22 protein-coding genes and 1 tRNA gene are annotated in these 25093 nt (G+C 59.3%); 10 read left to right on the forward strand and 13 right to left on the reverse strand.

What is annotated here, in order from left to right:
* Nucleotides 1-2 precede the first annotated feature (2 nt).
* Complete coding sequence (locus tag G1C95_RS06765; protein ID WP_169172182.1) at nucleotides 3-917, reverse strand: thymidylate synthase; 915 nt, start codon at nucleotides 915-917, stop codon at nucleotides 3-5.
* 175 nt (nucleotides 918-1092) lie between these two features.
* On the opposite strand from G1C95_RS06765, the gene G1C95_RS06770 reads away from it, so the two are divergent.
* Nucleotides 1093-1506, forward strand: coding sequence for an OsmC family protein (locus G1C95_RS06770; protein WP_169172183.1), 414 nt, complete (start codon nucleotides 1093-1095; stop codon nucleotides 1504-1506).
* Nucleotides 1507-1584: 78 nt separating this feature from the next.
* On the opposite strand, the gene G1C95_RS06775 is transcribed toward G1C95_RS06770, so the two are convergent.
* From G1C95_RS06775 to G1C95_RS06790, 4 genes are all read right to left on the reverse strand, one after another.
* Complete coding sequence (locus tag G1C95_RS06775; RefSeq protein ID WP_169172184.1) at nucleotides 1585-2625, reverse strand: universal stress protein; 1041 nt, start codon at nucleotides 2623-2625, stop codon at nucleotides 1585-1587.
* Between the two features lie 194 nt (nucleotides 2626-2819).
* Nucleotides 2820-3575 carry a C40 family peptidase gene (locus tag G1C95_RS06780; RefSeq protein WP_205832739.1) on the reverse strand — a complete coding sequence of 252 codons (756 nt, stop codon included), beginning with the start codon at nucleotides 3573-3575 and terminating at the stop codon, nucleotides 2820-2822.
* Nucleotides 3576-3768: 193 nt separating this feature from the next.
* Nucleotides 3769-4491 (reverse strand): NlpC/P60 family protein, encoded by a 723-nt coding sequence (locus tag G1C95_RS06785; protein WP_169172186.1) that lies wholly within the window; start codon nucleotides 4489-4491, stop codon nucleotides 3769-3771.
* A gap of 123 nt (nucleotides 4492-4614) precedes the next feature.
* On the reverse strand, nucleotides 4615-5571 hold the full coding sequence (locus G1C95_RS06790; RefSeq protein ID WP_169172187.1) for a CHAP domain-containing protein: 957 nt from the start codon (nucleotides 5569-5571) through the stop codon (nucleotides 4615-4617).
* A 227-nt stretch (nucleotides 5572-5798) separates the two neighbouring features.
* Between G1C95_RS06790 and serC the strand changes: the two genes are divergently transcribed.
* Together serC and G1C95_RS06800 are read left to right on the forward strand one after the other, a co-directional pair.
* Nucleotides 5799-6935: a phosphoserine transaminase gene (gene serC, locus G1C95_RS06795; protein WP_169172188.1), complete on the forward strand. Its 1137-nt coding sequence runs from the start codon at nucleotides 5799-5801 to the stop codon at nucleotides 6933-6935.
* Between the two features lie 246 nt (nucleotides 6936-7181).
* Nucleotides 7182-7436 (forward strand): DUF2530 domain-containing protein, encoded by a 255-nt coding sequence (locus tag G1C95_RS06800; RefSeq protein ID WP_169172189.1) that lies wholly within the window; start codon nucleotides 7182-7184, stop codon nucleotides 7434-7436.
* A 15-nt stretch (nucleotides 7437-7451) separates the two neighbouring features.
* Here G1C95_RS06800 and G1C95_RS06805 read toward each other — a convergent pair whose 3' ends face one another.
* On the reverse strand, nucleotides 7452-8645 hold the full coding sequence (locus G1C95_RS06805) for a sensor histidine kinase (RefSeq protein ID WP_169172190.1): 1194 nt from the start codon (nucleotides 8643-8645) through the stop codon (nucleotides 7452-7454).
* Nucleotides 8646-8855: 210 nt separating this feature from the next.
* Here G1C95_RS06805 and phoU point away from each other — a divergent pair, with 210 nt between their 5' ends.
* The gene (gene phoU, locus G1C95_RS06810; RefSeq protein WP_169172191.1) at nucleotides 8856-9530 is read left to right on the forward strand and encodes a phosphate signaling complex protein PhoU; all 675 of its coding nucleotides are present in this window, start codon (nucleotides 8856-8858) and stop codon (nucleotides 9528-9530) included.
* Between the two features lie 286 nt (nucleotides 9531-9816).
* Here phoU and G1C95_RS06815 read toward each other — a convergent pair whose 3' ends face one another.
* The 3 genes from G1C95_RS06815 to lysS all read right to left on the reverse strand — a co-directional run bounded on the left by G1C95_RS06815 (nucleotide 9817) and on the right by lysS (nucleotide 13886).
* Nucleotides 9817-10557, reverse strand: a complete 741-nt coding sequence (locus G1C95_RS06815; protein ID WP_169172192.1) for a phosphoglyceromutase — start codon at nucleotides 10555-10557, stop codon at nucleotides 9817-9819.
* Between the two features lie 95 nt (nucleotides 10558-10652).
* On the reverse strand, nucleotides 10653-11675 hold the full coding sequence (menA, locus tag G1C95_RS06820) for a 1,4-dihydroxy-2-naphthoate octaprenyltransferase (RefSeq protein ID WP_240947468.1): 1023 nt from the start codon (nucleotides 11673-11675) through the stop codon (nucleotides 10653-10655).
* Between the two features lie 519 nt (nucleotides 11676-12194).
* Complete coding sequence (lysS, locus tag G1C95_RS06825; protein WP_169172193.1) at nucleotides 12195-13886, reverse strand: lysine--tRNA ligase; 1692 nt, start codon at nucleotides 13884-13886, stop codon at nucleotides 12195-12197.
* 107 nt (nucleotides 13887-13993) lie between these two features.
* Between lysS and G1C95_RS06830 the strand changes: the two genes are divergently transcribed.
* The 4 genes from G1C95_RS06830 (at nucleotide 13994) to G1C95_RS06845 (ending at nucleotide 18534) form a co-directional block, all read left to right on the forward strand.
* Nucleotides 13994-14067: transfer RNA gene (locus tag G1C95_RS06830), tRNA-Pro, on the forward strand.
* 83 nt (nucleotides 14068-14150) lie between these two features.
* Complete coding sequence (locus G1C95_RS06835; RefSeq protein ID WP_169172194.1) at nucleotides 14151-15341, forward strand: MFS transporter; 1191 nt, start codon at nucleotides 14151-14153, stop codon at nucleotides 15339-15341.
* 149 nt (nucleotides 15342-15490) lie between these two features.
* Nucleotides 15491-17791 (forward strand): DUF4037 domain-containing protein, encoded by a 2301-nt coding sequence (locus G1C95_RS06840; protein WP_169172195.1) that lies wholly within the window; start codon nucleotides 15491-15493, stop codon nucleotides 17789-17791.
* Nucleotides 17792-17910: 119 nt separating this feature from the next.
* Entirely contained in the window at nucleotides 17911-18534 is a 624-nt protein-coding gene (locus G1C95_RS06845; RefSeq protein WP_169172196.1) for a DUF4125 family protein, read from the forward strand.
* A 75-nt stretch (nucleotides 18535-18609) separates the two neighbouring features.
* Here G1C95_RS06845 and G1C95_RS06850 read toward each other — a convergent pair whose 3' ends face one another.
* Nucleotides 18610-19491 (reverse strand): hypothetical protein, encoded by an 882-nt coding sequence (locus G1C95_RS06850; RefSeq protein WP_169172197.1) that lies wholly within the window; start codon nucleotides 19489-19491, stop codon nucleotides 18610-18612.
* Nucleotides 19488-21536, reverse strand: a complete 2049-nt coding sequence (locus G1C95_RS06855) for a PspC domain-containing protein (protein ID WP_417852264.1) — start codon at nucleotides 21534-21536, stop codon at nucleotides 19488-19490. Before G1C95_RS06855 ends, G1C95_RS06850 begins: the two co-directional genes overlap by 4 nt.
* 288 nt (nucleotides 21537-21824) lie before the next feature.
* Here G1C95_RS06855 and G1C95_RS06860 point away from each other — a divergent pair, with 288 nt between their 5' ends.
* A complete protein-coding gene (locus tag G1C95_RS06860; protein ID WP_240947469.1) occupies nucleotides 21825-23231 on the forward strand; it encodes an ATP-binding protein in 1407 nt (468 codons plus the stop codon).
* The gene (locus G1C95_RS06865; RefSeq protein ID WP_169172200.1) at nucleotides 23228-23923 is read left to right on the forward strand and encodes a LuxR C-terminal-related transcriptional regulator; all 696 of its coding nucleotides are present in this window, start codon (nucleotides 23228-23230) and stop codon (nucleotides 23921-23923) included. The genes G1C95_RS06860 and G1C95_RS06865 overlap by 4 nt, the downstream gene beginning before the upstream one ends.
* 49 nt (nucleotides 23924-23972) lie before the next feature.
* Here the strand turns inward: G1C95_RS06865 and G1C95_RS06870 are convergent, their stop codons facing one another.
* Together G1C95_RS06870 and G1C95_RS06875 are read right to left on the reverse strand one after the other, a co-directional pair.
* Nucleotides 23973-24455 (reverse strand): hypothetical protein, encoded by a 483-nt coding sequence (locus tag G1C95_RS06870; protein ID WP_169172201.1) that lies wholly within the window; start codon nucleotides 24453-24455, stop codon nucleotides 23973-23975.
* On the reverse strand, nucleotides 24455-24979 hold the full coding sequence (locus G1C95_RS06875; RefSeq protein WP_205832740.1) for a class C sortase: 525 nt from the start codon (nucleotides 24977-24979) through the stop codon (nucleotides 24455-24457). Before G1C95_RS06875 ends, G1C95_RS06870 begins: the two co-directional genes overlap by 1 nt.
* Nucleotides 24980-25093: the final 114 nt, after the last annotated feature.

Genomic DNA, 25093 nt, shown 5'->3' on the forward strand with positions numbered 1-25093 from the left:
GCTCAGACGGCTACGGGTGCCTTAATGGTGGGATGATGCTGGTAGCCGACGATATGGAAGTTCTCATAGTCGTAGTCGAACAACGAGGCGGCCTTGTCCATCGCGATGCGCGGATACGGGTAAGGCTCGCGGCTCAACTGCTCAAGCACCTGGTCGATGTGGTTGTCGTACACATGGCAGTCGCCACCCGTCCACACGAACTCCCCCGGCTCCAGGCCGGCCTGCTGCGCCATCATCAAGGTGAGCAGCGCATAGGAGGCGATATTGAACGGCACGCCGAGGAACATGTCGCACGAACGCTGGTACAGCTGGCAGCTGAGACGGCCGTCGGCCACATAGAACTGGAACAGCGCGTGGCATGGCGGCAGCGCCATCTGCTCGACCTCGGCGGGATTCCACGCGGAGACGACCATGCGGCGCGAATCGGGATGGTTGCGGATCAGGTCAAGCACGTTCGCGATCTGGTCGATGGTGTGGTTCGGATCGTCCGGCGTGGGCGCGGGCCAGGAACGCCACTGCACGCCGTACACCGGGCCGAGGTCGCCGTTCTCGTCGGCCCATTCGTCCCAGATGTGCACGTTGCGTTCCAGAAGATACTTGATGTTGCCGCCGTCGGAGCCGCGCAGGAACCACAGCAGCTCGGTGGCGAGCCCGCGGAAGAACACCGTTTTGGTGGTCAGCAGCGGGAAGCCCTCGCCGTGGGGCGATTCGCCCGAGGATGCGAAGGCGTGGCTTAAATCGAAGCGCATCTGCTGTCCGAACAGGGAGATCGTGCCGGTGCCGGTGCGATCGGACTTCAACGTGCCCTCGGTGAGGATCTTTCGGACCAGATCCTCGTAGGGCATCGGAATATCGGTGTCTGGGCGCGCGGGAATACGAGCGCGAATATCATCGAGCTGTTCTTGAGTCAAAGCCATAGCATCCCAGTGTAGCGGGCGATCGGCGCAATCGTGTGTACCAAAGCAGTCGACATTGATGATGCGATAATGCTCACACTGTGCCACACTGTGCGCAACGATGGTATGCCATGGGTTGTTCTCAAGGCATAATAGTGGGGTTACTGCAAGCCTGATCAAGCCACAAGGAGGCATTATGGGCAAGCGACTGTGGGTCGAGCGCAACAAGGACGGCAGCTGGGATGCGTTCAGCGAAGACGGCGCTCACATCAAGTTCGGCAAGGATCGTGGCCAGTTCACGCCGGGTGACCTGATGAAGATCGCTCTGGCCGGCTGCGCGGCGCTGTCCAGCCAGTTCGCCATCGAGCACACACTGGGCGAAGGCAAGGGCGCGAAAATCGTGGTGGACGGCACGTATGATGCCGACAACGACGCCTATATCAACTTCAACGAACAGCTGGTGGTTGACGCCGTGGACGCCGGCCTTTCGGACGAGGATGCCGACAAGCTCAAAGAGCGCATCACCCGCCACGTGGACAAGGGCTGCACGGTCAAGCACACCTATGTGCAGGAAACGCCCGTACGCATGGACGTGACGATTCGTCGCTAACGATTCAAGACACGCGAAGGGGGCATCCGGACGAATGGTTCGGATGCCCCCCTTCGCATCTATCGAAAGAGCAGAGACTCAGCCCTGACGCTCGGGATCAATGGTGCTTTCGATCTGCTCGACCACTGCGGCCGGTGCGGGCTCCACTGGAATCTCCTCGACGCCAGCGATATCCTCCAGCGACTTGGTGGGCACTTCGGCGGGTGAGCTCGGCACGGTGTCGAGACGGGACTCCGCAGCCTCCACATACTTGCGCGGCACCACATACACCGGGCCAACCGCGTGCTGCAGCAGGCCCTGGCTGGTCGAGCCAAGCAGCAGGCCGGTGAAACCGCCACGGCCACGAGAGCCCACAACCACCACATCATGGTCATAGCTGGCCTTGGTCAGCGCGCTGACGGCCGGGCCGGAGACGATCTGCTTGTTGATGGTCAGATTCGGATGCGACTCCTGCAGCGGCTTGATACGCACCTCCAGATCATCCTTGTAGGATTCCATCACGGCGTCCTCGCCATCCACACCCTTCAGGTTCGGCACGGCGGAGATCACATCAAGCTCGGCGTTCCAGCAGGAGGCGAAGTCAGCGGCGATATCCAGAGCCTTCAGACCCCACTTGGATTCGTCGGAACCAACCGCCACCTTGGTGATCGTATTGTTCAAATGCATCAGATTGCCGTCGTCATCGGTATAAGGCACCACAACGATCGGGCAATAGGCGTAAGCAGGCAGCGACGAGGACGTGGTGCCCAGCAGGCGCTCGGCCAGGCCTCCCTTGCCGCGGTTGCCGATAACGATGAGGTTGTAGTTGCGCGACAGTTCCACAAATACCGAGGCCGGATCGCCCGTAACAATCAGCGTGGCGGCCTCAACGCCCTGCTCATCCGCAATGGCCTTGGCCTTGGACAGAATCTCCTGCGCGTCGGAGTGCGCGGCGTTATCATCCCCCATCGCCGTGTATGTGGCATCAAATGATACGGCAGCATAACTGGGCAGTGAATACGCGCAGACAATCTGCAGCGTCAGTCCAGCATGCTTGGCATAGTTCGCGGCCCACCATGTTGCCTTATAGCTGGCATGCGACCCGTCAACACCGACGAGAATAGCCTTGTCGTTAATCATCACGACCTCCTTGACGTTATTGTTGCGCAACGTGCGTGAACGCCTTGCGCGTATCTCCAACAATACCCCGCAACACGCGCTTTGGCGCGTAGGCAAGGCCAAAGACTTTGCTGAAATACGCTGTGGGCGCACCCCCTAAAGGATGCGCCCACAACATCAGATGCTTACCGTGTGTCTGTTATTTGCCTTGCAAGCTACTGCACGCGAATGTAGTAATAGCTGCTCGGCACCACGCTGGCAACGGCAGAAATCTGCGTGCCGGTACTAGGGTTCATGGCATGAATCATCAGGCCGTTGCCCAGATAGATGCCGGCATGGCTCACATCAGTGGAAATCATAAGATCGCCGGGCTGCGGATCAGTCACATGCACACCGGCGTTCACCTGCTGGTAGGTGGTGCGCCCGATGTTCTTGCCGAATTGGGCGAACACCCACTGGGTAAAGCCCGAGCAATCCCAGCCGGCCGGAGTGTTGCCGCCGTATACATAGGGATAGCCGACAAATTGCGCGGCGTAGGCACCAATACTGCTATTGGCCGCAGGAGCTTCGACGCTGCCAGCGGTGGAGTCGGTGCCGGTTCCATCAGCAGTTCCCGCAGCATCGGAATTGCCCAAGGCCTCACGCTGCGAGGATCGGTTTGCAGCTTCTGCCTGCTGCTGAGCGGCCTGTTCATCGGCCTGCTGCTGGGCTGCGGCCTCTTTTTCGGCCTGCGATTCGGTTTCGGGAACGTTCAGATTTTCGATGCCGCCCCAGTTGGACGCATCATCAACCGCAGTGGAGGAGGCTTCGGCCAGCAGGTTCTTCTTAACCGACACCACTTTGGGGAAGGAACGAGATGAGACAACAGCGCTCTCTTCGGCGCTGTTGGCTGCGGGTGCAACGCCCGCGCACAAGATACCGGTCGCAGCAACAGCCGCGACAACAGACACAATTTGCTTAATCTTCATCATCACTGCACTAACTTAGCAGCACCGTTACCCTCAGCCTAAGGCATAACCGGCAATCTCAGCTTCTCTGTGCAACACGCCACATACAAAACCCGGCTGGATGGCGAACCATGCAGCCGGGTGATTCATAAGCGTATCTGTTCAGACCATCAGCTCAACGTCAGATGGTCGCAGAAAGTATTGTCACAACAAAGCATCAGGGAATACGCACCACAGTGCTCGGATATCCGGAATATTCAGAAGTGGTCACGTCCAGTCCGGCGAGGGCCACGGTACCACCGGACCAACCGCCGTGAATGGCTTGGCCGTTACCGACATACAGTGCCACATGGGCATTGCCCCAAATCAGAATGTCGCCGGCCTGCATCGTGCCGTCGGTGACTACCTGGGCTCCCGGAATATTCGCGTATTGCGCAGGCCAGCCGTGGAAATCAATGCCGCGTGCGGCCAGTGCCAACGTCACCAGCATCGTGCAATCCATGGATTGGCCGATCAGACCATATGCGGCGTCCACCGAGGCACCGGCACCAGCGGACACGGTGGTGACGGTATCGCGATAGGTATTGCGGCTAGCGGCGACGGATTGCTCGGCAGGGGCAGCGGTCTGGGTTGCCTCTTCGGCCTCTTGCTGGGCCTGAGCCTCTTCTTCGGCCTTCTTCTGAGCCGCAGCTTCCTTTTCGGCCTGTGATTCGGTCTGGGGAACGTTCAGGCTTTCAATGCCACCCCAGTTCGAGCCATCTTCAACGCTGGTGGATGTGGCTTCAGCCATCAGATTCTGACGCACCTGCGCATATGCGGGGAACGATTTAGTAGAGGTGATGGTGCCCTCGGCCGCGTTTGCCGCCGGAGCGAAGGCGCACAGGCAGGCCGCCGCCATGCAAGCGGCGATTGCGGCAGATGCAACAGAAGTAATCTTCATAAACCCTCACCATACACGCTGCCGTCCGGCAAGCCTCAAAACCGGCTAGGCAAAGATGGTGTGAGCACTTATAATCATCGGCGTGTCGCGATGCACTAACAGCGACACATATCTCAGTGATGATCAGTAGTGAATGTACTGCAGCTTGGATGCGGATTCGGCGGAGAAAGTACGCTGGGAAATCTCGCCAAGCCCCTTGACGTTCGATTCGGAAACCTCAATCGAACCATCCTGATTGATTTTTTCGACGATGGCCACATGCCCGTAAAGCAGGCTGGCACCTTCCTGACCACCGGTGAACACCACGATATCGCCGACGTGGCGTGCGGTGTTATCCACCCAATAGCCCAAGCTCCTGGCGGAATCGGCCCACATGCCGCCGTTACCGAAGTTGCCGCTGACGGGCAGTCCCAGTTCAGCGCGACGCTGGTAGGCATACCACGTGCACTGACCCCACGGGTAGTTGTTGGTTTCGGTGCCAACTTCATGGTTGGGGTTGAATCCGGCGGGAAGAACGGCTTCATCCTGATCGACCAGCTGGGAGACCACCGGATTGTTCGCGGTGTTGCGGTTCATCAGCTTGGTGTCCAGAGAGTTGTCTGAATTGCTCAGCGCCCATTCGCCACCATCGGCGGTGGACTGCTGGGCGACGGACGACTCCAGCGGAGTACGGGCTTCGTCACGAGAAACGGTGTCGGAGACGTTGACACGCTTAATCTGCGTGGTCGTGGTCGCCGGATCAGCAAGCAGGGGGTTCAAGTTCTCATCGTTGCCGGTAAAGGCCACAGCGGTGGCTGCAGTACCCACCAAGGCCGCCAGAGAGGCGGAGGCAAGAATATGGCTGCGACGCTCGGCTGCGCGGGCAGCCTCACGAATGGCACGACGCGACTGAGGCGCGATTTCGTTGATCTTTTCCGCCACTGCGGGATCAAGTCCCAGCGTCACAGCATCGCCGCCTGCCGCCTGAACGGCGCGCACGCAGCGGGTGGAATGCGAACCCTTGCCGGAGGCGAAAAGCGCCTTCGCTAAGCTGAACTTCTGGCCCGAGGCCTTGGTTGCTTTATGCGAGGCATGCTTCATATCAAAAACTCCTTGGATGGGTTCGGGACGCCCCTCGTGCGGGCGTCACATTACCGTCACAGGTATGTACTGTACAACGGGTACGGGTCAAACCTCAACCACATATCGTGCGGTTCGGGCGTGTCAAACGATTGATGTTTGGACTACCCGTCAACTACCTGTCAGCGTTATGCCCGCCAATCGGGCATATCCGCCCCTCTTCGCGCACGGCAACTACCCTAGGGATTATGAGTGTGATTATTCCTGATTCCCTGAAGCCCAACGACGGTCGCTTCGGCTCCGGCCCCAGCAAGATTCGCCCCGAACAAGTCGCCGCGCTTGACGCCGCGGCACTCGGCCCGCTCGGCACCTCGCATCGCCAGACGCCCGTCAAGCAGATCGTCGCCTCGATCCGCGAAGGGCTGACTCAATTCTTCAACCTGCCCGACGGCTACGAAATCGCGCTGGGCAACGGCGGCGCCAGCGCATTCTGGGAGGTCGCCTGCGCCTGCCTGATCGAACGTCGTGCTGCTTTCGGCACCTATGGCTCCTTCAGCTCGAAGTTCGCCGCTTCCGCCAAGAACGCGCCCTTCCTTGAGGATCCGGCTGTGTTCGAAGGCGAGCCCGGCACCTACCGACTGCCGGAACTCACCGAAGGTGTGGATACATACTGCTGGGCGCATAACGAAACCTCCACCGGTGTCGCCGCTCCGATCCGTCGCGTGCCGGGCAGCGCCGAGGCCGGTGCGTTAACCGTTATCGACGGCACCAGCGCGGCCGGCGCACTGCCGATCGATATCAGCCAAACCGATGCCTATTACTTCTCCCCGCAGAAGGCTTTCGGTTCCGACGGCGGCCTGTGGGTGGCCGTACTCTCCCCCGCCGCAATCGAGCGCGCGGCCAAAGTGGAGGCGAGTGCCACGGCTGATGGCGCACGTCGCTGGGTGCCGCCGTTCCTTTCGCTTACCCAGGCGCTGAACAATTCGCGCAAGGATCAGACGTTGAACACTCCGGCTGTGGCCACTCTGATCATGATGGAGAACCAGATTCGCTGGCTGAACGCCAATGGTGGTTTGGCTTGGCCCACCGCACGCTGCGCCGAATCGGCCTCCATCCTGTATTCCTGGGCTGAGAAGAGCGAGTATGCGCATCCGTTCGTCACCGATCCTGCGGCGCGTTCCACCGCTGTGGTCACCATTGATTTGGATGATGCGCTTCCGGCCTCCCAGGTGCTTGCCGAGCTGCGTGCCAACGGCATTGTGGATGCCTCTGGCTATCGCAAGCTTGGTCGCAACCAGCTGCGTGTCGGCGTGTTCCCTTCGGTGGATCCGGCCGATGTCGAAGCCTTCACCAAGTGCGTTGATTACGTGGCAGAACGTTTGTAGTCGAGGTAATCGCCAGAGGCTGCCGGTGATTTTCTGCAGCTGCTGGCGATGGTTTTCCTCACGCATCGTACTTCACTAGCGATTGAACGCCCCTGTTGTATGCCGATACTATATCGGTCGCAGCAGGGGCGTTTGCTTATCGTAAAGCCCCCGCACGCACAAAACCAGCGGAAATCTGGCGCAAAGACTGCCACATCATCCGCTGCAACCGACAAATGACCGTGGCACTGGCTAGTGTCAGGCAGTATGAAATTCGCGCCCCTCATCGATCCCGCGGTTCGCAAGCCCGCGCCCAAACCCGTTCGTGTCGACCTGCGTAAAGCGTTCGGCATAGGAACAGGCCTGTGGGCTATTGCGTTGGTCGTGTCGTTGGTATTGCTGGCGTTCGATCGTGACACGATGCCGTTGGTGACGATGTGCGTCTGCGGCGTGGTGATCGGCGTGCTGCTGTTGATTTGGGAATACTTCGACCGCTGGGATTATCGCCGTCTCGGCGAATAGGAGACGTTTCCTGCGCTACCGGGCCAGCGGCAGGCTCAGGGTAAATGTGCTGCCCTGCCCCGGGGTGCTCCATACCGACACATCGCCATGGTGCGTCAACGCCACATGCTTGACGATGGCTAGGCCCAAACCCACGCCGTCCGCCGTGCGCTCACTCTGCTCGGCACCACGATAGAATCGCTCAAAGATGCGTGACTGATCCTTTTTGGCAATACCCACGCCCTGATCGATTACGCGGATTACCGCATGCTGGCCATCCTCGGCCTTGGCAACGGTGATACTCACCATGCCGCCCGGATTCGAATACCCGATGGCGTTCTCGATGAGCTTGGTCACCGCACTATCGATCTGATTGGTGTCGCCGTTAATCACCACATCGTCTGCTCCCCCAACGTTCAATGTGACGTCAGCAGCCTCAGCTTGCGGCGTTACGTGCGCGACAATAGCCTGCAGCTGTTCCATTACGTTCAGTCGGTTGGCCGACGATGGCGTCACCGGCTCCTGCGCACGAATCAGCAGCAGCAAATCGGAAACCATATGGTTGAGTTTGGTGCAGCTGGAACGCACCTGACGCGCGTCGGCGGCAATCTGCGCAGGATCGCGCACCTCACACTCCAATGAGTCGGCCAACTTGGCCAACGCTTCGGTGGGCCCCAGCAACTGTTCGGACACGTTAGTAATAAAGGAGTCGCGCACCTGGTTGAACCGCACCGCCTCACTGACATCGGTGAGCAGCACAATAACGAAACGATCGTTGATACGCCCCACTGTAACTTTGAGCCAGTTAGGACGCTGCACCGACTTCGTCGCCGCAGCCTGTTTCCGATCGCCTTGCGCGATGAAGCGTTCCGGCGTGGCGGTGGTCAAATCGAACTGTCGCTTGCCGCCGGAGCGCCGGGCTTTGTGCACGGCATCCAGCACCTGCGAATCGACGATGGCATCATCGGACACCACACCCAGACGGTAGGCGTCGGGGCTGGACCGCACTACTTCATCGTGCTCATCGACCACAATCGATGCTCCCGGCAGCAGGGACAGCAGCGTGGCGGTGTCGTCGGATAGATCGTCACCATCGGTGTCATCGCTTTGCGCCGAATCAACGCGGAAACGGTGTGTGGCAACCCCCACCGCCACAACAACAGCCCCAACCACCAGCATGGCAAGCACGAGGCAGAGAGCAACAAACGCGGCAATCGGCATCTCAATCATGGTTCCATTCTTTCACACCTAGGGCTGGGCAGCTGCGCGACCCGCACACAGCAACCGCCACGAAGATGAATTCAAAATGAACTATTCAATGAACTTTGGAACAACGTAAGGTTGCGATTGCCTACGTTGCCGTGAGCCGGGAGTGCTGGGATAATACACTGGTACAGGTTGTAATACCAGAAGCATGAATGCTCATGAAAGGCTAGAGAAATGCGCGTTATTTTCAACGAGGAGCTGAAGCAGGTAGCTGATGACCTCGATCGCATGGCGCAGGCCGTTCGTAAGGCGATCAACGGCGCCGGGGAAGCGCTGCTGAAGCAGGACGTTGAGGCCGCACAGACCGTCATCGACGGCGATATCGAAATCGATGCTCTGGAATCCTCAGTGATTGACCAGTGCGTCAAGCTACTCGCCAAGCAGAACCCGGTGGCCACCGATTTGCGCGTGGTGGTGTCCACTATGCGTCTCGCCTCCACCTTCGAGCGTATGGGCGATCTGGCACGTCACGTTGCCGAGGCTGCCCGTCGCACCTATCCGGCGTCGCCGCTGCCTGAAGTCGCCCAGCCGGTGTTCACCGAGATGATCGACTTCCTGAACACCACGGCCGACGAGCTGGTCAATATGCTCTCCGTGCGTGACACCAAAACCGCTGAGAACATCATCCTCAACGACGACAAGCTGGACGACCTGCACCACAAGACCTTCGAGCTGGCCTTGTCTGACGATATCACCCGTCAGCAGACCGTCGATATCGTGCTGCTTGGTCGCTTCCTTGAGCGCCTCGGCGATCACGCCGTGTCCGCCGCACGCCGCGTGGTGTTCATCGTCTCCGGTTTCGACCCGAGCAAGGAGCCGACTCGCGACGAAGGCACTGACATCGACTGAGTTTCCCAACTTATCCCCACGGGGATGCCAGAAACGGCAACCGGCTGCGGCTGGTTGCCGTTTTTTCGTAGCGGATTCGAAAGCATTCCGAAGGTACGAAAAAGGGGAACCACGCGTACACGTGGTTCCCCTTTCACCGTTTTACAGGGTCAATAGCCCTTTAATCACTTCTGACCCTTGAGCTGCCCGCTTGGCAGGCAGCCCACGCGAGCCGGCCAAAGAGGAAGCCCAGTGGGCTTCCGTGCCGGCGGAGCCATCCGTTGTCACAGGGTCAATAGACCTTTGATCACTTCTGGCCCTGAGCGGCGACGGCTGCGGCACCGGCGGCGGCAGCCTCCGGGTCGAGGTATTCGCCGCGCGGCTTGATCGGCTTGAAGTTCTCATCCAGCTCATACAGCAGCGGCATGGCGGTCGGGATGTTGACCTTGGCGATTTCTTCCTCGGTCAGGCCATCAAGCATCTTGACGATGGCACGCAGGCTGTTGCCGTGAGCGGCGATCAGCACAGTCTTGCCAGCCTTGAGTTCCGGGATGATGTCGGACTCCCAGTAGGGCTTCACGCGCTCGACCACATCGGCCAAGCACTCAGCTTCCGGCACCGGATCGCCCGCGTAACGCGGATCGTTGTTCTGAGCGTACTGATCGTTCGGATCGATTTCGGGCGGCGGGGTCGCGTAGGAACGACGCCACAGCATGAACTTCTCGTCGCCGTACTCTTCGCGGATCTCGGTCTTGTTCTTGCCCTGCAGAGCGCCATAGTGACGCTCGTTGAGACGCCAGTTGCGCTTGACCGGAATCCAGAGGCGATCGGCCTCATCCAGCGCGACGTTGGCGGTGTTGATGGCGCGGCGCAGCATCGAGGTGAAGACGATGTCGGGAAGGACGTTCTTTTCCTTGAGCAGGCGGCCGCCGTTCTTGGCTTCCTCGACACCCTGCTCGGTCAGCGGGACGTCGACCCAGCCGGTGAACTGATTGGTTTTATTCCATGCGCTCTGACCATGTCGGAGCAGTACTAGTTTGTAAGACATGCGTCCAGTTTAGGTGAGGAACGAGACCTGACGTCATCCGACATGCGGTCGCTGCCCACGAATTGGTACGGGGATATGGATTCATACACGAAGCATCAAGCCACGCACAACATCAGCATCATGGTCAACGGCACGATAAGGGTGTTCATTCCCGCAAGACGCAGGGCACTTCCCCACCGCATCAACAAGACCCTGCGAATCAAACAATAGCCGGAAACTGCGCTTGCCAACATCCCCACGAACATCACCGTCTTGACGGCGATTGAACCACCACCGAAGGCAGCGATTGCCGGTTCCAACACCGCCGATAATCCATTTCCCGGTATATTAACGGCCAACAACAACGTCACCACAGACAACACCACCGCGGCAATCGCCAACACGACGAATAGCATGTTCGCCATCGGTTCGCCCAATCGTGCCGCCACAGTATGTTTGCCGTGTGCCAGATCGGATACTCGATCACGCAAGTTGTTCACCATGAGGATCAGCACGGCGTTCAGTCCGCCCAGCACGGCGAACAGCCAACCCAAAGCTGTGATTTCGCCAGCGAGGGCGAACTGAGTGCCTAGCGTGGCAACAAGACCGAAGAACACGAACACTGCGAGTTCACCGAATCCGGCATACCCGTATGGATGGGAGCCGCCGGTGTAGAACCATCCGGCAACGACGCACAACGCCCCCACGAGCACCAACCACCAGTATCCGGTCATGACGACGATGGCAAGTCCCGCGAGGCAGGCCAACGACGCGGATATGCCGGCGGCGGCCAACACACGGTTCGCGGGCACTCCGGAAGCGACCAAACGCGTCGGTGCCCGCCCTATGCCGTTCTCCGACCTGTCTTCGGAACGCCCCTCATCCGTGCCGCGCACGCCGTCGGCATAGTCGTTGGCATAATTCACTGCGATCTGCATCAGCAGGGCAACCAGCGCGCATAATACGGCAACCGCCCAGAATCGCGCCTCCAATATGTGCAGCCGCGCAGCATTCATTTTGCAGGATTCCGGTTCGGGATATATCAGGATGCACATTCCCAAATGGCTCATCGACTCCCATGCCGCACAGGCACCCAGAACAACCGGCGCAATCGACGCGGGCAACGTACGCGGCCGCATTCCCCGTATCCACATCCCCATATTCATAACAGCCAAGTATAGACGCCAGCGTCTTGTCGAAAGAATAATCACAACTCTGAAAATATCGGCATATTACTGGGGTTGTGATTTTCGCGATTATCACTACCCCGACAATATCGGGCTATTGTGCGGGCTGTGATACCAGGCAGATGTCACAACCCAGCACATATCGTCATATTCCTTAGGTTGTGATTTGTCGGTTGAATCACCACCCCAATATATAGCAGTATCTCAAGGGTAGTGACACAAGACAACCGTCACTACCCCACAAATATCGACATATTTCAGGGGTAGTGACACGTCCATAAATCACTACCCCCAAAATACCGTTGCATTTTGGGGGTAGTGATGTTGCAATGATCCACTTACGTGGCGCCAAAGGCAAATGGGGCGCTAGTTCAGCGGCTTCTTTTTATAAGGATTGCTCCGGCGGCGCGGAAGCCCACTGGGCTTCCTCTACGACCGCCTCGCGCGAAGCCGATATGAACTAAGCTCCGCTTAGTTCAGCGGCTTCACCAGGGGGAAGGTGATGGTCTCACGAATAGTGGCACCGGTGAGGGCGATGAGCAGGCGGTCGATGCCCATGCCCATGCCACCTGCCGGGGGCATGCCCACGCCGAGGGCTTCGAGGAAGTCCTCATCGATATCGCAGGCCTCTTCGTCGCCGGCGAGCGCATCCTTGGCTTGGGCCACGAAACGTTCGCGCTGGATGATCGGGTCGTTGAGCTCGGAGTAACCGGTGGCCAGCTCGAAGCCGCGCACGTAGAGATCCCACTTTTCCACTACGCCGGGCTTGGTGCGGTGGCCCTTGACCAGAGGGGAGGTTTCAACCGGGAAGTCGCGCACGAAGGTCGGCTCGTAGAGCTTGTCTTCGTAGAAGTGCTCCCAGAGGTGTTCGACGAGTTTGCCGTGGTTCTCCACGTCGTCACGATCCACGCCAAGCTTGTCGGCGATGGCGCCCAGATGTTCCACGGACGTGCCGTTGGGCTCGGGGTTTTCGGGATCGTGGGGGATGATTTCCTCACCCAGGGCTTCGGAGAGGGAGTCGTACATGGAAATCGACTTCCATTCGCCGCCGAAGTCGTACTCGGTGCCGTCAAGCAGGGTGACCTTGTGCGAACCGAACACGTCCATGGCGGTCTTCTGCACGAGTTCCTTAACCAATGCGCCGATGGTGTCGTAGGTGCCGTAGGCCTGATAGGCCTCAACCATCGTGAATTCGGGGGCGTGGGTGGCGTCGACGCCTTCGTTGCGGAAGTCGCGGTTGATTTCGAACACGCGGTCGATGCCGCCGACCAGGCAACGCTTCAAGAACAGTTCCGGCGCGATGCGCAGGTAGAGGTCAAGGTCGAAGGCGTTCATATGCGTGGTGAACGGGCGGGCGGCCGCGCCACCGTGCAGGGTTTGCAGCATCGGGGTTTCCACCTCGATAAAATCGTGGCTGTCGAAGGTGCGGCGCAACGAGGAGACGGCCTTGGAACGGTTGCGCACCATGTTGCGGATCTTTTCGTCCGCGATCATGCCGATGTACGGCTTGCGGGTGCGGGTGTCTTCGTTGAGGTCCTTGTGCAGGGCGGGCAGCGGCTGCAGCGCCTTGGACGCGATGGCCCATTCGGTGGCGAACACCGACAGTTCGCCGGTCTTGGAGGAGATCACGCGACCCTTGACATACAGGTGATCGCCCAGGTCCACCAGCTGCTTGAACTGCTTAAGGGAGTCGGCACCGACCTCCTTCTTGGAGATCATGGCCTGGATCTTGGTGCCGCCACCGGCGGAAAGCTGCACGAAGTTCAGGCCGCCAGCGTTACGAATAAACAGCACGCGCCCGGCGATGCCCACCATGTCTTCGGTTTCCTGACCGGCTTCGAGCTTGCCGTCATAACGTTCACGTACAGCTTCGATGGTGTCGGTCACATCAAGATGCACCGGGTAGGGAGCAATACCGGATTCCAGCATCATGGCGCGCTTGGCCACACGCATCTGCACCTGCTCGGGGTGGGCCTGCGGGCCGAACTCCTTATTGCTGGGATCCACGGCTTCGTCCAGCGTGGCACCGTTGCGGATCTTCTCGCGGATGGTGGCATCCTGTGCGAGCAGCATTTCGGCGCGTTCGACGGTGGTCATCGGGGCGGGCGTGGCTTCGCCCTCGTTTTCTTCGATATTTTCAGTGATTTCAACAGCTTCAGTCATGGTTTCACAGTGTACGCAAGGCGCGCGATTTATGGCAAAACGCCGAAGGACACACTTGATTTGCATTTGTCGGCAGAACCGTTGTAATATGCCAGACGTTGCCAAAACGGGCTGTAGCGCAGCTTGGTAGCGCGCTTCGTTCGGGACGAAGAGGCCGCGGGTTCAAATCCCGCCAGCCCGACGACTGAAAGGGAATCACTGAAGAAATTCAGTGATTCCCTTTCTTATTTCCCAATTCCCATAACTACTTGTTCAGGACACGATATGAAGAAGAGCCTGCTCGCGCTGGCCGCCGGCGCGTTCATCCTCGGTGCCGCAGAATTCGCCATGATGGGTATTCTGCCGCAAGCCGCCGAGGCCATGCATGTTTCGATTCCGTTCGCCGGCAATTACATCTCCTCCTATGCCATCGGCGTGTGCGTGGGTACGTTGATTCTGGTGTTTGGCCGCCGCATTCCCCCGCGCACTCTGGTGATTATTTTCATGGTGCTGGCCGCACTGGGCAACGCCATGAGCACTGTTTCCGTCAATTCGCCGATGCTGATCGTTGCCCGTTTCATCTCCGGCCTGCCGCACGGCGCATTCTTCGGCACGGCCACGTTGATCGCCAAAACCGTGGCCGATAAGGGCAAGGAGGCGCAGGCCATCTCCGCCATGGTCACTGGCCAAACCGTGGCCAATATGATTGGCGTGCCCGTCGGCACCTTGCTGGCCGAATTCCTGTCGTGGCGACTTACCTTCGGTCTGCTGGCCGCCTGGGCTGTGATGACCATTGTGCTGGTGCTGGCTTGGGTGCCGCGCATCCCCGCTGTCAAGGATGTGGGTCTGATGGGCCAGTTCAAGTTCCTGACCAAGCCCGGCCCCTGGCTAGTGCTCGGCGCAGTGTTCACCGGCAACGCCGGCGTCTTCTGCTGGTGGAGCTACGTTTCCCCATGGCTGCAGAACGTTGGCGGCTGGAACAGCAATCTGGTGCCAATGCTGATGATGCTGGCCGGCTTCGGCATGGTGGTCGGCGGCCTTGTGGGCGGCAAAATCACCGATAACTGGCGTCATGCCGGCACTGCCGCGATTGGACAGCTCATCTCCTGCCTCGGTCTGCTCATGGTGTTCCTTGTGCCCGGCAATCTGGTCACCACCGCCATACTTACGTTCTGGATCGCGTTCGGCCTGTTCTTTATTTCGGCTCCGCAGCAGTTGCTGATGACCGAAGCCGGCAAGGGCGGCGGCGAGCTGATCGGTGGTGCCAGCGTGCAGGTGGCCTTCAACGGTGGCAACGCCGTGGGATCCGCCGTCGGTGGCGCGATGCTCACCATGTCGGGCATGAATTATCACTTCACCGGCCTGGGCGGTGTGCCGTTGGCGATTATCGCCGTGGCTCTGCTGGTGCTGTTCTCGCTGCGTTACGAAACGCATACCGATGCCATTGAGCGCATGCGCGAGATCAAGGTGGACTGAGCCGGTCGGCTAGTAGGCGCGGCAGCCACAGTGGCCACGGCAGCCAAAACAGCCAATCAGTGAGAGCAAGCTCACAACCATACGAACCTCCTCATCCTCGACCTTCGGCCTACACTGGTAGGCAGATCGATGGATGAGGAGGTTTCGTCATGGTAGACGAAGAAGCGCTGCTCGAGCAGTTTGCCGCCCAGTTCGCGCATGGACCAGGCGATTTGGATGATACGAATGCTTTTGCTGATAGTGATGCTGATGAAGGTGCCGACGAGGGCGCAGCTACCAGCACAGATACAAACACAGATACAAATAGCGCGCGCTCATTCGATGTCAACGATTTTCTGACCGGACTTGACGCCATTTTCGACCGTCATGCCGCCTCCCGCGAGGCCGGTCCGTACTTGGAACAGGCGATGGTGGACGCGGAGAACGCCGGCGACGAGGCCGGTCTGCTCACTGTGCTCAACGAAACGATGGGGTTCTATCGCTCGCAGGGCTGGCATGAGAAGAACCAGTGGATTGTGCAGCGGGCGCTGGAACTCGCCGCCCGCATGGGCCTGACCACCACCACCGACGAGGCATGGGCCACCACGCTGATTAATTGCGCCACGGCCATGCGCGCGGCCAAACAATATGACCAGGCCGAGGATCTGTATGCGCAGGCCCTGTCGGTCAGCGAGCGGGCTATGGCACCGACCGACCGCAGGCTGGCTGCTTTGCACAATAATCTGTCGATGCTGTATAGCGAAACCAACCGGCTGGATAAGGCGGAAAGCGAACTGCGCGAGGCCCTGCGCATTATCGAAACGTCCAGCGTGAATCCGCAGGCCGATATCGACGTGGCCAGTTCGAACACGAATCTGGCGCTTACGCTGCTCGCCGAAGGCAAGCTTGGCGAGGCCCACGATCACGCGGCACGCGCTTTGGATATCTACAAAACCGGACACTTGGAGCATTCTGCGCACTATGCGTCCGCATTGGCCGGCTTTGCGCAGGTGTGTTTCGCCGAGCAACGCTATGCAGAAGCCGTTGAGGGCTACCGCAAGGCCCTCGCCGTGATTGAGGAATGCTACGGCACGGATACCGATTACTGGCGTATTACCGCAGACAACCTCAAGCAGGCTGAGGAGGCTGCCCGCCGCAACGGTGATAATACGGCAGCGCAGGCGGACGGAACTGCCGGAGCGACGAGCGCTGCGACCGCGAACAGCACAAGCTCGAACGACGCGAAAACCGCTGATACGGCGCATATGTCCATCAACCCGGCAAGTGTCGGGAATTCAGCCGACGCACAGGCAACTTGCGACGTGAAAACCGCTGACGACCAATCTACCGATGTGAAAGCAGCTGCCGCACGCCAAACACTCCACGTCCCTGGGCTAAAGCTAGCCAAGGCATTCTGGACGCAGGTTGGCAAGCCGATGATCGCCGAACGATACCCCGAATACGCCGGCCATATCGCCGCCGGTCTGGTGGGGCATGGTTCGGAATGCTACGGTTTTGACGACGCATACTCGCAGGATCACGATTTCGGCCCACGCTTCTGCCTATGGCTGGACGATGACACCTATGCCGCCATCGGCGAACAATTGCAGGCCGATTACGAAGCGCTCCCCCGCAGCTATACGGTAGATGAACAGGGACGCCCGCAGTTCCTAGCCGCAGCACAATCTTCGGCAGCGTCGCCATTCGATAGCACGGCAAACGCCACGCTCTCCCCCACCACTCCGCGCGCGCAGGGTGCGAACCGGCGCGATGGCGTATTCCGCATCGGCGACTTCTTCGAGTCGATTACCGGGTATCGCAAGGCCCCCGCAGCCGACAAACCACACGAATGGCTGATGCTGGATGAAGCAACATTGGCTGCGGCCACCAATGGCGAGGTATTCGCCGACCCCACGGGATCGTTCTCCAAAACACGTCAGGGATTCAAGGATATGCCCGACGATGTGCGCTTGGCACTGATTTCCAAGCGTCTGGGCATGATCGCGCAGGCAGGTCAATATAATCTGCCGCGTTCGCTCAAGCGCGGCGATGGCGCTGCGGCTTGGCTGTCGATCAGCGAGTTCATTGAGGCTTCAGCATCATTGGTATTCCTGATTAATGTGCCGATGGTGGCCGGCTATCTGCCGTATTACAAGTGGCGGTTCGCGGCGCTGCGCAAGCTGTCTGGCTCGATGTTCGCGCTGCTGCCCGATGTGAGCGAACAGTTGGAGACGGTGATGCAGCTGGCTTCCGCCGCCTGCTATGGCGGTGCCGGCTTTGGTGAGGGAGGCAAGGGTTCCGCCCCTGCCGCCGAACGCATCAACGCGATTGTTGAACGCGTCGCCGCCGCAATCGTCAAGGAATTGCAACGTGAGCAGCTGACCACATCCAACGAGACCTTCCTTGAATGGCAGCGCCCGTATGTCGAGGAACATATCACTTCCGACGACCCTGTGCTGCACAGCCTATAGTTCGAAAATACCGCCGGTGGGCACGGCTTCCGCGTTAGCCCCAACGTTCGACCGCGCAGGAATCGCACCTCTTCCGGCAAAGAGCCATTCCAAGGCCACAGAAACACCCAAGGAGCAATATGTCTGATATCGACGCGTTACGCGAAACCATCGTGCGCCACGAATGGAATCAGTTCCAAAACACCAACAACGAAGGCGGACGCGCCTCCTGCCAAGGCAATTGGCCGACCTTCCACCAGATGCGACTTGCGCAGTTCCTCACCTGGCCTGAGAATCTGTTGGAAAGCTACGAGCATGACCTCACCAAGGCCGATGAGAGCGGACGCAATCTCATTACGGAAAAATACGGCCGTATGATGGCCTCCACTTGGCCTGAGGAATTCGCTGCGAATATCAAGCCGTACATCCCGCAATTGTCTGATGAGCGCGTGGCACGTCAGGAACAGATTATCGCGCAGCAGGTGGCATGGGCGGCTGATTTCCGCGCCCGCTACCTGAAGCTCGGTGAGGCGATGCGTGCGCTCACCACCGCCGAAGACACTCCCACCGCCACATCGTTCGAAACCTATCTGCGCGGCGAACTTGGTACGTATTCAGACCGTACCTTTGACTTATATGAGGCAATGATCAGTGAGCGCGCCGCCGCTAATCCACAGCGCAATATCACCGAAGAAACGTTGCTTCACACGGTTGCGCTGGGCGGCTTCGATTCATTGGATGAGGCGGAAGCCGCCCAGGCATAGTGCTGATTTTGGAGCGTGAATTGGAACGCTGATTTGTGCTGATACGTTCCGATTCGCACCGATTCGTAATAAGCGCTATTCCTGTTTTGCCTCACGCTTATTACGCAGAGCACCGGAGATACCCCAGACGATGGCGATGATGATAAGCAGCAGACCGAGCGCCGCGCAGACGATGGCCGTCATCACCTGTGGATCGGCAACGAACTGCGGAACCGGCAAATCGGGGAATATCATGCCGAAGAGCAGTCCGGGGATTCCGATTGCCAGGCCGATCACACCAAATACGATGGTGAGTTTGCTGACCCCCTGCGGCCGCTGAGTATGTGGCTCGGCAGCGCTGGGTTGCTGGCTGTTCGCCGGTTGGGCTGGTGCGGCGTCCGACGGCCGCGACTCCATCGATTGCCACGATGCCGACTGTGGTTGCGCCGGTTGTGGCGTTGGTTGCGGCGACGATAGCGGCTGCGAAGCTGCTACTGCATACAACGGCACATCATTGGCCGGAGGAATGGCCTCGGTCTCGCCAATCGGCTGATTCAGCAGCGAAGTCGACGCTTCGGATGCGGCGTCTTCCGGCTGTTCGGCTTCCGACAGACTGTCTTCCGGCGCGGAAGCCTCCGACGTATCAGCCTCCAATACATCAGCCTTCCCCGGTTCGGAGACGACAGGCTCAGCAGTATTCATCACAGTGGTCATCGGCTCAGACGCTTCTTCTGCGACCGGCAGCACCGCGGTTGCCGATTCGTTCGGCCCGCTGGGCCCGTCAGTAACCGGCATCACTGAAGTAGATTCAGACGCTTTTTCTGCGACCGGCAGAATCGTGGTCGATTCGTTGGTTTCGCTTGCGAGCGGCAGTATCGTGGTTGACGTTTCGCCGTCCGCTTGCGTTGGCATGGCTGTGGTGTCGGTTACGTCATCGATTGACTTGAATTGCTTGGTATCGGCGATGTTCTCGTTCATTGTTCCGTCTCCTTATCGGTTGCGTCGGTGTCCTCACGCTTGTTGGTGGATACGTGAGATGAGTCGGCGTAATCCTGATAGTTTCGCTCGTTGCCTTCGTCGGGGTACCGCACGCGAACCGAGCCCTCCAGCGCATATGGCACGCTGATGTACAGTTCCGGCCCATCCGCCGGTGCCTTTTCGTAATCGACCCAGTCATAGGCACCGTCATCATTGCCTTCTCTAAATGGGGACAAGTAGTCCATGTCATCGGCATCATCGAATCCCAGCGGCGAAGACATCCACACGCCAAAGGTGTTTCTGACGCCCCAATTCTCGCCACCAACTTGGGAAGTGAAGCTGTACTGATAGGTGTCGCCGAACACGTAGGAGCAGCCTTTCGGCAGCGTGATCAGCACCTGTGCCTGATAGGCGGACACATAGATCTGACCAGCCGGGCAGCTGCTCATGGTGCTGGTGCCGTCGCTCAGTTTCAGTTCGTGCGCCTTATGGGTTGATCCCCAGTCAGACCAATCAATATGCGCTTTGGATTGGTTGTAATCGTCACCTTTGAAGAGAATCCCCGATTCCAGCGCCGAGAATGTTCCATCACTGGAGCCGGCGATCCAGTAATGACGGTTCACTCGAATCGAGTCCGTGCCATAATCATTGGTCGGAGTATTGGCATCGATATTAACTTGGTAACCAAGACCAATCACTTGTTCAACGTGACTGCCCTTGACGTGCGGCACGTATGTAAGGTCGTGGTAGAGCGCTGCATATGATCCCGACATGAACAGCATGATCACCGCCAAAGCACCGGCGCACAGACTCACTGGAATCAAACCGCCGCTGCGGCGGCCGCGGATGCCGAGGCCCACCAGCAGCAGGCCGAGCCCCACGCATATCGCACAAATCCATAGGGTGAACACCCGCAGCTGCGATTCGATACCCATTCCGTACCACTGGAGCAGTCCCAGTACGATGGCGAAGGTGACGAAGATCAGGCCGAGCACGCACAGCACCACGATTGGGCCGGCCGGCTTGCGACGCATGGGTTTTGCCGTCACGACATGCGGTGTCACAGAGCGTGAAACATGTTGTGAAACATTATTGGGCTGTCGTGAAACAGGTTGTGAAACATTTACACCGTATGGCCCGCCGGACGGAGGCGGAGTCTGAGCAGTATTCGGCGCAGACCAAGCCGGTGCAGCACCGTTCGAAGGCTGCGTCTGGAAGGTGCCAGGCGCAGCCCACGACGCAGAGGAACCAGACTGTCGCGGCTGGTCAGACTGACTTGTCTGGTTGGATTGATTTGGCTGGGTGGGCTGATCAGACTGGCCGCCGAAAGACTGGCCAGGCCGACTACCGAACTGCTGATCGCCCGGCTGGCCGGAGAAAGTTTGCCCGTCAAATGACTGACCGGGTTGGCCGCCGAAAGGCTGGCTTCCGTACGACTGTCCGCCAAAGGTCTGCCCACCGAACGGTTGTCCATTAGGCTGACCATTGAAAGGCTTCCCGCCAAATGGTTGGCCACTGGACTGGCCACCGGGCTGACCACCAAACGGCTGCCCAGAACCATTAGGACCAGGCTGCCCGCCACGGTAGCCAAATCCGTAACCCTCCTGCTGTCGGATGCCGCTTTGTGCCAGCATCCACAATGCTAGCAGGGCGAGCGCAATAGCCACCCATCCTGCGCCAGGAATGACGATGGCAATCGCTAGGAACATAATGCATCCCAGGCAATTCCAATCCCATTCGCCAGCGATCAGATCCTCGCACAGGATGCGCCCGGTGCGCCAGTCAGGCATCAGGAACCAGCCGAAGGCATAGAGGGCCGCGCCAAAGCCAAAGAACAGCGTGCTGACAAGTACCAGCGCGCGTACCAGCGTGGGGCTCCACCCCAAGCGATGGGCCAGGCCTGAGCACACGCCGCCGATCCATCGATCGTCGCCGCGCATCAGGCCACTGGAACGAATCCACGCAAAGAAGCGCGGTTCGGGTTTGCCGGCCTTGGGCGGCTGCCCGGGCCGACCGGAAAAATCATTCGGATTCGACGTATACATATTCGGATTGCTCATGGTTCTATTACAGCAATCCGGCCCGTTCCCAACCGTGGGGGAACACCCTGATTGTTCCCTGAACCCGGCTGGAAACCACGGTTATTTGGCCCTGAACGCGGCACAATAGTAACCATGACTTTCCCTTGGAATCCGACGCCGCGCCCCGGGCCATACACAAGCCCACGCACAGGCCCACAGACAGGACCATATGCAGATCCGCATGCGGGTCCATCGTATGCATGGCCTGCGAACACGCCTTACGATTCCCGCCCATACGCCTACCCAAGTTCGATGCCGTATGGCACACCCGATAATCGTTTCAGAGGCACCCCAGCTCCGCTGCTGCCAGCACGCTTACCATTGATGCGCCCAAAACGAGGGCGATGGCTCGCCGGTGTATGCAAAGGTATCGCCCTGCACCTAGGGATTTCGGTGGCATGGGTGCGATTGGCAGTTATCGTGCTCACCTGCCTATATGGGGTAGGCGCAATCGGCTATATATTTCTGTGGGTTTTTCTGCCAGCCGGCGATCCCGTAGCCGCTGCGCGCGCGCAGGCAGCCTCACTTTCCGTAGCTCAGGCACCATTATCGCGCGGCAATGCCACCGTGCCACTGACGACACCTCTGTCTCCTCTGTCGCCATCAACAGATCCAGCAACCGCAGCCGATGCAGGACCAACGGATGCAGCGGACTTCCCCAGTCAATCTGCGAATAGTTATGAATCGTTGGCGGAAACGCTGAAACGTGCACCCAAACCAGCGCTCATCGCACTGGCTGGCATAGCGCTGATAGCCATCGCCCTGCTGCTAGTCAGCTCGGGCGTGGGTAGTGAAGTAGTGACGCCCCTTCTGCTGGCATTGGCCGGCGTGGGCGTGGCGTGGATGTATTTCAGCGATCCGCGCGCGCAACTGCCCGCCATGCTGGGCGGTATCGCGCTCATCATCGCCGCATGGATGCTGTATGTCAGCAATGCCATCATTCCTGGCCTGGGATCCTCACCGCGGCGCATTATGCTTAGCGGACTGATCATGCTGCTGTGTGTGGTGGCGGCCGTGCTGCCCTCAGCCAATGCGCTGGTACAGAAACTCACGCACGAACAGGCGTTGAAGGAGCGTGAAGAGGAACGCGCCGATATGACCGCGCATCTGCACGATGGTGTGCTGCAAACCTTGGCGCTGATTCAGCTGCATGCCGAAGATCCCACAACCGTGTTCACGCTGGCCCGCGGCCAGGAGCGAGAACTGCGCGAATGGTTGTATCAGGAGCGTTCCACATCGGATCGTTCGGTGAATGCCGGATTGAAGCAGATTGCGGCTGCCGTGGAAGACGATACGGGCAAGGCCATCGAAGTGGTGAATGTGGGCGACGCACGCCCCAGCGCCCAAACCGATGCGCTGCTGGACGCCACACGGCAGGCCTTGGTGAATGCCGCCATGCATGGTGGGGAGCCGATTTCGCTGTATTGCGAGGCCGGGCCGACCTTGGTGGAGGTGTTCGTGCGCGATCATGGCAATGGGTTTGATGTCAATCAGATACCGGCTGACCGTTTGGGCATTCGCGAGTCGATTATCGGACGTATCAAGCGACGAGGCGGTACAGTGGAAATTGTGTCGAAGCCCGGATGGGGCACCGAAGTGAGAATGCATATGCCGATTGCCGAGACCGCCGCAAACGAGCAGACAAAGGAGAGTCAATGAGCGAGAGTGAGGCCAAGCCGATTCGAGTGGCCGTGGTCGACGACCATGAAATGTTCCGCGCAGGCGTGATCGCCACGCTGCGCGACGCGTTCACCATCGTCGGGCAGGCGGCCGATGTGCCCGGCTCAGTGGCGATGATTGCGCAAACCAAACCGGACGTGGTGTTGTTGGATGTGCATGTGCCGGGCGGCGAGGGCGGCGGCGGAGCGGAAATTCTCGCCAAATCGCGCCTGTACTCCCCTACCACCGTGTTCCTAGCATTGTCTGTGTCGGACGCACCGGCCGATGTGGGTGCGGTGATTCGCGCGGGCGCGCAAGGCTATGTGACCAAAACGATTACCGGCGCGGATTTGATTTCTTCCATCAAACAGGTGCATGAGGGATATGCCGTGTTTTCACCGAAGCTGGCCGGCTTCGTGCTTTCCGCGTTCCAAGGTCAGCCCTTAGCTGGCGAGGGACAGGGCGGCAGTGGTTCGATGCCTGTGCACGACGAGGAACTGGATCGGCTGTCGGCCCGTGAGCAAGAGGTCATGCGCCTGATTGCCCGCGGCTACACCTACAAGGAAGTGGCGGCCGAACTGTTTATCTCCATCAAAACCGTTGAAACGCACGTCAGCTCAGTGCTGCGCAAGCTTCAGCTCTCCAACCGCACCGAACTGACCCGCTGGGCCGCCGACCGTCGCATTGTATAGCATCCCTCGTCATCCCAGCATGAAGCACAATTGCATCCATAAGCGGCGGTCAATTAGGATGTGATGTTGCCCCGTTGCGTTCCAGCTCTGTAAGCTGTTGGCGCAGTATGGCAACCTGTTGTTCCAGCTTCTGAATGTGTTCAGCCAACACCCGAGCCGATACGATATCGAATTCCCCGGTACCGTTGTGTTGACGGTTGGTTGTTGTGTTGTTGGTGTTGTTGTCGGTTGTCTGGCCGTCGGTTTCGCTGTCGGTGTCCTGGCCGAGGGCGCGGCGCATGATCGACTCGTCGTGCCGCCACCGGTTCACGCAACGCTCCACACGCTTGGCACCCACCAGCTTCGGATCCAAACCCACCGAACGGAAAATCGCCGACGCACGCTCACCCGCGCAATACCGGCGCATGCACTCCACCTTGAACCCGTCCGCATACACGATCCGCTCACGCGACACCGAGGCCACCACCGGCAAGGACGCCAAGTACGCCACCACACCATCACTGAACACACCACGCCCAGACGACGACACCATCACACCATCCTTCCCGCATGGGCCGCACCCTCCACAGGACGCGACGAACCCACGCAACGCCAAACCAGAACGCCGGCAACCCCCACGACCAGCACCACAACCCCAACAAGCACACCCCACCACACGCGCCCGGACCCCTCATAATCCGTATCATCCGCGGTACTCGGGTTGGGGATGCGGTGGCCGCGCACGAGCAAACGGTGCGAGTTCACCCCGTACGGCGTGCACGTCACCAACGTCGCATAATCCCTGTCCGGAACGATATCCAAGTCGTCCAATTCGTCGGGCAGCACCACGCTGATACGGTCCACCTCATACGTGTACGTCCCATCCAGCACATGGAACGCGAACGTGTCACCCTCCGCCAGCTCGTCCAAGCCGGTCAGCAGCCTTGCGCTCGGCAGGCCGGTGTGCCCGGACACCACCGCATGCGTGCCCACTCCGCCCACCGGCAATGAGCTGCCCGGCAAGTGGCCCACCGCGATCTGCAAAACCGCGTCATCCGTACCGTTGTCTTTCGTCAAATTGATGTGAACATCGTCGGCACTTTTTCTGAACACCGTCGGCGTTCAAATTGAACATGGTCGGCGGTTGGTTCCTTTGTTTTGTTGTGTTTGGTTATTTCATGAGCGAGTGTC

Source organism: Bifidobacterium oedipodis (assembly GCF_012932425.1).
Classification (GTDB): Bacteria; Actinomycetota; Actinomycetes; order Actinomycetales; family Bifidobacteriaceae; genus Bifidobacterium; species Bifidobacterium oedipodis.

Excerpts from the sequence above, each read along its gene's own strand:
- G1C95_RS06865 (WP_169172200.1), top strand. The coding sequence starts at position 23,228 with ATGAGCGAGAGTGAGGCCAAGCCGATTCGAGTGGCCGTGGTCGACGAC.
- G1C95_RS06850 (WP_169172197.1), bottom strand. The coding sequence starts at position 19,491 with ATGAACGAGAACATCGCCGATACCAAGCAATTCAAGTCAATCGATGAC.
- phoU (WP_169172191.1), top strand. The coding sequence starts at position 8,856 with ATGCGCGTTATTTTCAACGAGGAGCTGAAGCAGGTAGCTGATGACCTC.
- G1C95_RS06780 (WP_205832739.1), bottom strand. The coding sequence starts at position 3,575 with ATGATGAAGATTAAGCAAATTGTGTCTGTTGTCGCGGCTGTTGCTGCG.
- lysS (WP_169172193.1), bottom strand. The coding sequence starts at position 13,886 with ATGACTGAAGCTGTTGAAATCACTGAAAATATCGAAGAAAACGAGGGC.
- G1C95_RS06835 (WP_169172194.1), top strand. The coding sequence starts at position 14,151 with ATGAAGAAGAGCCTGCTCGCGCTGGCCGCCGGCGCGTTCATCCTCGGT.
- menA (WP_240947468.1), bottom strand. The coding sequence starts at position 11,675 with ATGCGGCCGCGTACGTTGCCCGCGTCGATTGCGCCGGTTGTTCTGGGT.
- G1C95_RS06860 (WP_240947469.1), top strand. The coding sequence starts at position 21,825 with ATGCCGTATGGCACACCCGATAATCGTTTCAGAGGCACCCCAGCTCCG.
- G1C95_RS06845 (WP_169172196.1), top strand. The coding sequence starts at position 17,911 with ATGTCTGATATCGACGCGTTACGCGAAACCATCGTGCGCCACGAATGG.
- G1C95_RS06870 (WP_169172201.1), bottom strand. The coding sequence starts at position 24,455 with ATGGTGTCGTCGTCTGGGCGTGGTGTGTTCAGTGATGGTGTGGTGGCG.
- G1C95_RS06840 (WP_169172195.1), top strand. The coding sequence starts at position 15,491 with ATGGTAGACGAAGAAGCGCTGCTCGAGCAGTTTGCCGCCCAGTTCGCG.
- G1C95_RS06765 (WP_169172182.1), bottom strand. The coding sequence starts at position 917 with ATGGCTTTGACTCAAGAACAGCTCGATGATATTCGCGCTCGTATTCCC.
- G1C95_RS06790 (WP_169172187.1), bottom strand. The coding sequence starts at position 5,571 with ATGAAGCATGCCTCGCATAAAGCAACCAAGGCCTCGGGCCAGAAGTTC.
- G1C95_RS06805 (WP_169172190.1), bottom strand. The coding sequence starts at position 8,645 with ATGATTGAGATGCCGATTGCCGCGTTTGTTGCTCTCTGCCTCGTGCTT.
- G1C95_RS06785 (WP_169172186.1), bottom strand. The coding sequence starts at position 4,491 with ATGAAGATTACTTCTGTTGCATCTGCCGCAATCGCCGCTTGCATGGCG.
- G1C95_RS06775 (WP_169172184.1), bottom strand. The coding sequence starts at position 2,625 with ATGATTAACGACAAGGCTATTCTCGTCGGTGTTGACGGGTCGCATGCC.
- G1C95_RS06800 (WP_169172189.1), top strand. The coding sequence starts at position 7,182 with ATGAAATTCGCGCCCCTCATCGATCCCGCGGTTCGCAAGCCCGCGCCC.
- serC (WP_169172188.1), top strand. The coding sequence starts at position 5,799 with ATGAGTGTGATTATTCCTGATTCCCTGAAGCCCAACGACGGTCGCTTC.
- G1C95_RS06815 (WP_169172192.1), bottom strand. The coding sequence starts at position 10,557 with ATGTCTTACAAACTAGTACTGCTCCGACATGGTCAGAGCGCATGGAAT.
- G1C95_RS06855 (WP_417852264.1), bottom strand. The coding sequence starts at position 21,536 with ATGTATACGTCGAATCCGAATGATTTTTCCGGTCGGCCCGGGCAGCCG.
- G1C95_RS06770 (WP_169172183.1), top strand. The coding sequence starts at position 1,093 with ATGGGCAAGCGACTGTGGGTCGAGCGCAACAAGGACGGCAGCTGGGAT.